Here is an 8367-nt window from a genome sequence, read left to right on the forward strand (position 1 = left end):
GGGTGAGATCCCGGCCTTCGCCGGGATGACGAATTTGGTCAGGAGCAGCGTCTGGTCGCCAGCCGCCGTGCCCCTTACCCCGCCTTCTTCGCCAGTCGATATTTGTGCAGCAACGGCTCGGTATAGCCCGACGGCTGCGCCACGCCCTCAAAGATCAGCGCGCGCGCCGCCTGATAGGCGACCCCCTCGGGCGTCAGCTTTTCGTAGAGCGGATCGCCCGCATTCTGTGCGTCGACCTTGGCCGCCATGCGCGCGAGCGCGGCGTCGACCTGATCCGCCGAACACACGCCGTGGAGCAGCCAATTGGCGAGCGCCTGGCTGCTGATGCGCAACGTCGCGCGGTCTTCCATCAGGCCGACGTCGTCGATGTCGGGCACCTTCGAACAGCCGACGCCCTGATCGATCCAGCGGACGACATAGCCCAAAATGCCCTGACAATTATTGTCGAGCTCGCGGGTGATCTCGGCCTCGCTCCAGTTGCGTCCGGTGGCGACGGGGATGTTCAGCAATCGGTCGAGCGACGGCACCGCCTCGCCCGCGATCTCGCGCTGCCGCGCGAACACATCGACCGCATGATAATGCAGCGCGTGCAGCGTCGCGGCGGTCGGCGATGGCACCCACGCGGTGTTCGCGCCCGATTTCGGGTGGGCGATCTTGGCGTCAAGCATGCCGCGCATCAGGTCGGGCATCGCCCACATGCCCTTGCCGATCTGCGCCTTGCCGCTGAGCCCGCAGGCGAGGCCAATGCGGACGTTGCGGTCCTCGTAGGACGCGATCCAGTCGCTCGCCTTCATCTCGCCCTTGGGGATCATCGGCCCCGCGCGCATGCTGGTGTGGATTTCGTCGCCGGTGCGGTCGAGGAAGCCGGTGTTGATGAAGACGATACGGTCCTTCACCGCGTGGATGCACGCGGCCAGGTTGGCGCTGGTGCGCCGTTCCTCGTCCATCACGCCGACCTTGATCGTGTAGCGCGCGAGGCCGAGCATATCCTCGACCGCGTTGAACAGGCGATCGGTGAAGCCGCATTCCTCCGGCCCGTGCTGCTTGGGTTTGACGATATAGATGCTGCCCGCGCGGCTGTTGGTGAGCGTGCCAAGGCCTTTGAGGTCATGGAGCGCGCACAGCGCGGTAATCACCGCATCGCACACCCCCTCGGGCGCTTCGGCGCCATTCGGCAGCCGGATCATCGGCGTCGTCATCAGGTGGCCGACGTTGCGCACGAACATCACGCTGCGGCCGTGGAGGGTGACCGGCTCGCCCGACGGCGACGTCCAGTCGCGGTCGGCAGCCATAGCGCGCGTCACGGTCGCGCCGCCCTTGGCAAAACTTTCGGTCAAATCGCCGCGCATCAGGCCCAGCCAGTTGGAGTAGCCGAGCACCTTGTCCTCGCCATCGACCGCCGCGACGCTGTCCTCCAGGTCAATGATCGTGGTCAGCGCCGCTTCGAGCACGACATCGGCGATCCGCGATTTGTCCCCGTCCCGACGTTCCACGCCTCCGGTCAAATCAAAAGACAGCTCGATATGCAGGCCATTGTGCCTAAAAAGGAGACCGTCCGACCAATGCCCGACCAACTGCGCGGGATCGGCAAGTTCCGGCTGGCCGCCATGCCAATCCCAATCTGCCCAGCTGCCCAATGCAAGCGGCACCGCTTCGTCGAGGAACGCCTTGGCGCGCGCGATCACCGCGGCGCCGCGTTCGGCGTCATAGCCCCCCGGCTTTGCAGGCGGCGCGTCGAGCGCGTCGGTGCCATAGAGCGCGTCATAAAGGCTGCCCCAACGCGCGTTGGCGGCGTTCAGCGCAAAGCGCGCGTTGAGCGCAGGCACAACCAGCTGCGGCCCCGCCATCGTCGCGATTTCGGGGTCGACATTCCGGGTGCCGATTTTGAACGGCGCGGGTTCGGGGACCAGATAGCCGACATCGCGCAGGAACGCCTGATAGGCTTCCGGATCATGCGCCTGCCCCGCCCGCGCTTCGTGCCAGGCATCGATCTGCGCCTGCAAATCCTCGCGCTTGGCGAGCAAAGCCGCATTCTCGGGCGCGAATCTGCCCAGCAAGGCGGCAAAGTCGGCCCAGAATTTGGTGGCATCGATCCCGGTGCCGGGCAGTGCACGCGCCTCGATAAACTCCGCCAGTCGCGAATCGACGGACAGCCCGGCACGGTCGAGAAATTCGGTCATTTATGCACCCTCTGGTCGGCGCGGCTGCGCCAGTGGACCCGGGGAGGAAAGGGCCAGCGCCCTATGCCGCGATTGGCCCGATATGGCAATGGCGACGATATCGCGCGCAGGATTTCAGGGAATAAGTTGCGTTTCGACACTTGCCGGAGCCTTCGCCATGTGCATTATGCTGCAACGCACAACAAAACTCTCCTCCCCTCTCCAAGGCTAGATCATGAGCGAAACCCGGCTCACCCTGATGGAAGCGATCGCGCGCAAGCGCGTCGTGACCGCACAATATAACGGCCAGCAAATGAAGCTGGCGCCGCACCAGATGTTCGAACGCCGCGGCGACCTGTTCGTGAGCGCGCTCAACCTCGACAAGAATTGGCGGTCCGACGACGAACGGCGGCTTGGCCATTTCAAGCTCGACGGACTGGTTTCCCCGGCGATCATCGACGCCGAATTCGACCCCCTCCCCTCGTTCGAGGCCGCCGCGCCGCAAAGCGACGACACGTTGCTTCTCGCGATTTGAGCGCCGGGCCCACGCCAAATTGGCGTGGATTGCCGATTGAGCGCACCATGGCTATGGGGTCGCCGAACGCCAGCCATCGGATGAACGATCATGAAGAACATTTGTCCCCGCACTGTTTTTGCATGGATTCTTGTTTCGCTCGCGATCGCATTTCCATCGCTCGTCGCTGCGCAGGAAGCCAAGAGCAGGCTCGTGATTCTGGGCGTCGACCATGCCGCCCAACTTGTTGCCGAACGGGACCAGCCCGGCATTTACCCAGCCTATTTCGATCTCCTGAAGCCTGCGGCGATTTGCATCGAAAGACCGCCGGAGCAGGCGTCTCGTCAGGATTTTTATGAGTTCACCTATGAGGTTCAGGGGATCATCCTGCCCTATGCGACCGGCCGGGGCATCGAATTATGTCCGATCGACTGGATGCCCCCGATCGACGACCAGCTATTGGGCTTTGGCGTCGATCTCGACACCCCGCTCGAAATACGGCGCCCGCAAGGGTTTCAGGGTTTCCTGACGTTTCCCGATGCCAAAATGTTGGACTGGGACTTCTTCGCCGCTGAAAAGCCCGAAACCTTGGCCCCCGCGCAAAAATGGGCGGCCGAACCAGCGCCGCGCGCCGATCGCGACCTGCCACGTCGCCTCTATCTTTATCGCACTTACATGCAGGCGCAGCGCATTCGTGCCATCGCGCACAAGAGGCGCGGCCAAACCGTTCTTGTCGTTGTCGGCCACTTCCACAAACCCGATATCGAAGCGATACTGCAGCATGACCCCACGATCGAACTGGTACCCGCCACCAGCGTTGGTCGGCCGACCGACGCGGCGGTGCGCGCTGCTACGACCGCGGAACATCGCGGCGCGATCCTCGCGTTCAACCTGCTCGGAATGCAGGCGGCGACGGGCAACGTGAACTGGGGTTGGATCGAGCGCGTACTCACCGATTTTGCGGGAGCAACACCTTCACCCGAAGCGAAGCTGTTCCAGACGCGGCACGCAGTGCTGACGGGAAAACTGTCGCTTACCGATGCCGCGCGGCGTTACGAGTTGATCGCCAACGACGCGTCGGCAGCAGTGCCTTTTACCTGGAATGGCGTCAAGGATCGCTCGCGGATCGATTCGTTCTTCGACCCCTTTGGCAATCTCGATGTGCGGCAACGCGCCCGCGTCGAATTGGCGCGGACGCTGTTTGCACAGGAGCAGGCGCGCCGGGCAGAGCAGGCACTCGCGCCCCTCACCACCGATCTTTCGCCGCGAAAGGCGCTACAGCTTCACGGCTATGCTCGGCTGCTGCAGCCGTCGCCGAAGTCCGAAAAGGCTCCCTGACGCGCAGTGCGTCACGCAATCTCGGGGGTCGCCAAACGACTCCACTCGCGGCTATAGCCGCAGCATGACTTCCATCTCGGCCACCGAAACCGCTACGATCGAGCGCGCCGCCGATGCGCCGATGCTGGCGCAGGTCGAACGCTGGGCGGCTATCAACAGCGGGACCGGCAACCTTGTGGGCCTGAAAAATGTTGCGGGCCAGCTCGCCGACGCCTTCGCATCGCTACCCGGCGACATCCGCCTGATCACCCCCGACCCGATCGAGAGCGTGGACGCCGCGGGGCAGATCCGGACGACGCAGCGCGGCGACCATCTGCACCTGCGCGTGCGGCCCGAAGCGCCGGTCCAGCTCCTCTTCACCGGCCATATGGACACGGTATTCGCCGCCGATCACCCCTTCCAGTCGCTGCAATGGCGCGAGCCCGGTGTCCTCAACGGCCCCGGCACCGCCGACATGAAGGCGGGGATTTCGGTGATCCTGGCCGCGCTCACCGCGCTCGAAGCCTCGCCGCTCGCGAACCGCGTCGGCTATGACGTGATGATCAACAGCGACGAGGAAACCGGCAGCCACGCCTCCGCCGCGCTGATCTCCGAGCTGGCGAAGGGCAAGACCGCGGCGCTGACCTATGAACCCGCGCTGCCCGACGGCACGCTCGCGGGGGCGCGGCCGGGCAGCGGCAATTTCTCGGTCGTCGTCCACGGCCTGTCCGCGCATGCGGGGCGCAATCCCGACGACGGTCGCAACGCGCTGCTGGCCGCCGCCGACCTTGCGCTGCGGCTCTCGGCGCTCAAATCGGCCGAGCTCAAGGTCAACCCCGCAAAGATCGACGGCGGCGGCCCGAACAATGTCGTCCCTGATCAGGCGATCCTGCGCGTCAACATGCGGCCATCGACCCCCGAAGCGATGATCGAGGCCGAAGCCGCGCTGCGCGCTGCGGTCGCCGCGGTGTCGCGCGACCATGACGTGCACTGCCATATCCACGGCAGTTTCAACCGTCCGCCGAAGCCGCTCGACGCCGCCGCGACGCGCCTGTTCGAACTGGTGCGCGACTGCGGCGCCGCGCTCGGCCTGCCGCCGATCCGCTGGAACGCGACGGGCGGCGTGTGCGACGGCAATAATATCGCGGCGTGCGGCATTCCCGTGGTCGACACCATGGGGCCGCGCGGCGGCGCGATCCATTCATCCGACGAATTTCTGATCGTCGACAGCCTCGCCGAACGCGCGCAGCTGTCGGCGCTCGCCATAACCAGAATAGCGGAACGGGGGACTGTGTGAATTATGTGATCCGGGCGGCCAAACCGGGCGACCTGCAAAGCATTTACGAGATGGCGAAGCTGACCGGCGGCGGCTTCACCAACCTGCCCCCCGACAAAAAGGCGCTGCGCGCCAAGCTCGAGCGCGCCGAGGCCAGTTTCGCGTCCGAAAAGGAATATCCCGCCGACGAGCTGTATCTGATGATGCTCGAGGATCTCGACAGCGGCGAGGTGCGCGGCACCTGCCAGATTTTCGGTCAGGTCGGCCAGCGCTGGCCCTTTTACTCGTACCGTATCGGCACCGACAGCAAGCATAGCGAACAATTGGGGCGCACCTTCCACGCGCAGGTGCTGATGCTCAGCAATGATCTCAACGGCGCGAGCGAGGTCGGCGGGCTGTTCCTGCACCCCGCCGCGCGCGCGGGCGGGCTCGGGCTGTTGCTGGCGCGATCGCGCTACCTGTTCATCGCGCGCCACCGCGCGCGCTTCGGCGACCGTATCCTTGCCGAGCTGCGCGGGGTGATCGACGAAGCCGGCGGATCGCCCTTCTGGGACGGGGTCGCGGGCAAGTTTTTCGGGATGAATTTCCAGGAAGCCGACCAGTTCAACGCGGTCCACGGCAACCAGTTCATCGCCGACCTGATGCCCAAGCATCCGGTCTATATCGCGATGCTGGGCGAACATGCGCGGAGCGTCATCGGCGTCCCCCACCCCACCGGCCGCGCCGCGATGCGGATGCTGGAGAATGAAGGCTTTGCGTTCGAAAATTATGTCGACATCTTTGACGGCGGCCCGACGATGACCGCGCGCACCGACCAAGTGGCGAGCATCCGCGATGCAAAGCATGTCGAGGTCACCGGCATCGGTGAGGGCGGCGAGGACGCGCTGATTGCGACCGGTCGTCTCGCCGATTTCCGTTGCTGTTTTGGCAAGGTCGGCGCGGACGGCACGATCGATGCCGACGCAGCACGCATCTTGCGCGTCGACAAGGGCGACCAGATCAGCTGGATCGGACGCTGACCGATGCTAACCGAAATCAATTTCGACGGGATCATCGGCCCCAGCCACAATTATGCGGGGCTCAGCCGCGGCAACATCGCTTCGGCGTCGAACGCGGGTGACGTGTCGCAGCCGCGCGCAGCGGCGCTGCAGGGCATCGACAAGATGCGCCATAATCTGGCGCTCGGCCTGCCGCAGGGCTTTTTCGTGCCGCTCGATCGCCCCGATACACGCTGGCTGGAAACGCTAGGCACGACCGAAAAAGGCGCCGAGGCTCACCTTCGCGCGCAGGCCTGGTCGGCGTCGTCGATGTGGGCAGCCAACGCCGCGACCGTCTCGCCCGCCCCCGACAGCGCCGACGGCAAGTGCCACCTGACCGTCGCCAACCTGGTCACCATGCCGCACCGCAGCCACGAATGGCCGGGGACGTTGGCGCAGCTGCGGCTGGCCTTCGCCAACCCGGCCTTTGCGGTCCACGCGCCAATCCCTGCGCCCTTTGGCGACGAGGGCGCGGCAAACCATATGCGGCTGTGCAGCGGACATGAAGCCGCGGGCGTCGAAATCTTCGTTTATGGGTTGAGCGGCGGCCGCTTTCCCGCGCGCCAGCATCTCGACGCATCGAAAGCGATCGCGCGCCACCACCGGCTCGATCCGACGCGCACCTTGTTCATCCGCCAGTCGGACATCGCGATCCAGGGCGGCGCCTTTCACAACGATGTCGTCGCGGTGGCGAACGAGCATGTGCTGTTCACCCATGAAACCGCGTTCGAGGATCGCGAGGCCGCGCACGCGGAAATCCGCGCTGCCTTTCCCGCAGTCGAAATCGTCGAGGTTCCCGCAAGCGCGGTGACGCTGCCCGACGCGATCAAATCCTATCTGTTCAACGCCCAGCTCGTCAGCCTGCCCGAGGGCGGCATGGGGCTGGTGCTGCCGACCGAGGCGCAGGATACACCCGCGGTCTGGAAGTGGCTGGAGGCGCATGTCGCGGGCAATGGCCCGATCCGCAAACTGCTGCCGGTGAACGTCCGCCAGTCGATGGCGAACGGCGGCGGCCCCGCTTGCCTGCGGCTGCGCGTCGTCGCCGACCCGGTGACGGTGGATCCGCGCTTTGTCGCCGACGCGGCGAAGCTCGACCGGATCGCCGCGGTGGTCGCGAAGCATTGGCCCGAAGCGATCGCGCCGGGCGACCTGGCGTCCGCAACGCTGGCGGGCGAGGTTCGCAAGGCGCGCGCCGCGCTGCTCGAAGCGCTCGACCTCAGCATATTGGCCTGACCCGTGAAAATGCGCGAACTGATCGGCACGGCGCTGGTCCCGGGCGGCGACGAACTGCGGCTGTTTCGGCGCGGCGACGATTTCATCATAGCGGTCGAGGGCAATGAGCTCATGAGCAGCCGGATGAGCGGTTCGGAAGAAGCGCTGGCGACGATGACCTGCGACCGGCTGAGCAGCACCGATAGCGCGCACCTGCTCATTGGCGGCTATGGCATGGGCTTTACGCTGCGCGCCGCGCTGGCGACGCTGGGGCCGGACGCAAGGATCACCGTCGCCGAACTGGTCCCCGGAATCATCGATTGGGCGCGCGGACCGATGGCCGACCTTGCCGCCGGCTGCCTCGACGATCCGCGGGTCGAGCTTGTCCTGCACGACGTCGCGACCGTGATCGGGTCGGCGACGCGCCGTTACGATGCGATCCTGCTCGACGTCGACAATGGGCCCGACGCCCTGACGCGGGCCGCCAACGACCAGATCTACTCGTCGACCGGGTTGGCGATGGCCAGGGCGGCGCTGCGCCCTGGCGGCATATTGGCGATCTGGTCGGCGGCGCCCGACACACGCTTTACCCGCCGATTGAGCGCCGCGGGCTTTGAGGTCGAAGAGGTCGGCGTGCGCGCGCGCAGCAATGGCAAGGGTCCGCGCCATATGATCTGGTTTGCGCGGGCGGGTTAGGCGCGTGCCACGCGGTGGGTGGCGAGCGAGTGAAGTAGGACGTAGCGAAGAGGCAGCCCCTCCCCTTCAGGGGAGGGGCAACGGAGACTTGGCAGCTTGCTGCCTAGTCGTAGTGGGGTGGGGGCCGTCGGCCTTGCGCAAGGCCGCTGGCCCCTA

General features: G+C 65.8%; 7 protein-coding genes. 6 read left to right on the forward strand and 1 reads right to left on the reverse strand.

Features of this window, described 5'->3' with window-relative positions; translation table 11 throughout:
• Nucleotides 1–74 precede the first annotated feature (74 nt).
• Complete coding sequence (locus tag G9408_RS07740) at nucleotides 75–2180, reverse strand: malate synthase G (protein ID WP_168453369.1); 2106 nt, start codon at nucleotides 2178–2180, stop codon at nucleotides 75–77.
• A 214-nt stretch (nucleotides 2181–2394) separates the two neighbouring features.
• Here G9408_RS07740 and G9408_RS07745 point away from each other — a divergent pair, with 214 nt between their 5' ends.
• The 6 genes from G9408_RS07745 (at nucleotide 2395) to G9408_RS07770 (ending at nucleotide 8211) form a co-directional block, all read left to right on the forward strand.
• A complete protein-coding gene (locus G9408_RS07745; protein WP_168453370.1) occupies nucleotides 2395–2694 on the forward strand; it encodes a WYL domain-containing protein in 300 nt (99 codons plus the stop codon).
• A gap of 414 nt (nucleotides 2695–3108) precedes the next feature.
• Nucleotides 3109–4011 carry a hypothetical protein gene (locus tag G9408_RS07750; RefSeq protein ID WP_210423199.1) on the forward strand — a complete coding sequence of 301 codons (903 nt, stop codon included), beginning with the start codon at nucleotides 3109–3111 and terminating at the stop codon, nucleotides 4009–4011.
• Between the two features lie 64 nt (nucleotides 4012–4075).
• The gene (locus tag G9408_RS07755) at nucleotides 4076–5287 is read left to right on the forward strand and encodes a hydrolase (protein ID WP_168453372.1); all 1212 of its coding nucleotides are present in this window, start codon (nucleotides 4076–4078) and stop codon (nucleotides 5285–5287) included.
• Nucleotides 5284–6285, forward strand: coding sequence for an arginine N-succinyltransferase (locus tag G9408_RS07760; protein WP_168453373.1), 1002 nt, complete (start codon nucleotides 5284–5286; stop codon nucleotides 6283–6285). Before G9408_RS07755 ends, G9408_RS07760 begins: the two co-directional genes overlap by 4 nt.
• 3 nt (nucleotides 6286–6288) lie before the next feature.
• Entirely contained in the window at nucleotides 6289–7536 is a 1248-nt protein-coding gene (locus G9408_RS07765; protein ID WP_168453374.1) for an N-succinylarginine dihydrolase, read from the forward strand.
• A gap of 3 nt (nucleotides 7537–7539) precedes the next feature.
• Nucleotides 7540–8211 carry a spermidine synthase gene (locus G9408_RS07770; RefSeq protein WP_328804408.1) on the forward strand — a complete coding sequence of 224 codons (672 nt, stop codon included), beginning with the start codon at nucleotides 7540–7542 and terminating at the stop codon, nucleotides 8209–8211.
• Nucleotides 8212–8367 lie beyond the last annotated feature (156 nt).

The organism is Sphingopyxis microcysteis (genome assembly GCF_012274265.1).
Taxonomy (GTDB): Bacteria; Pseudomonadota; Alphaproteobacteria; order Sphingomonadales; family Sphingomonadaceae; genus Sphingopyxis; species Sphingopyxis microcysteis.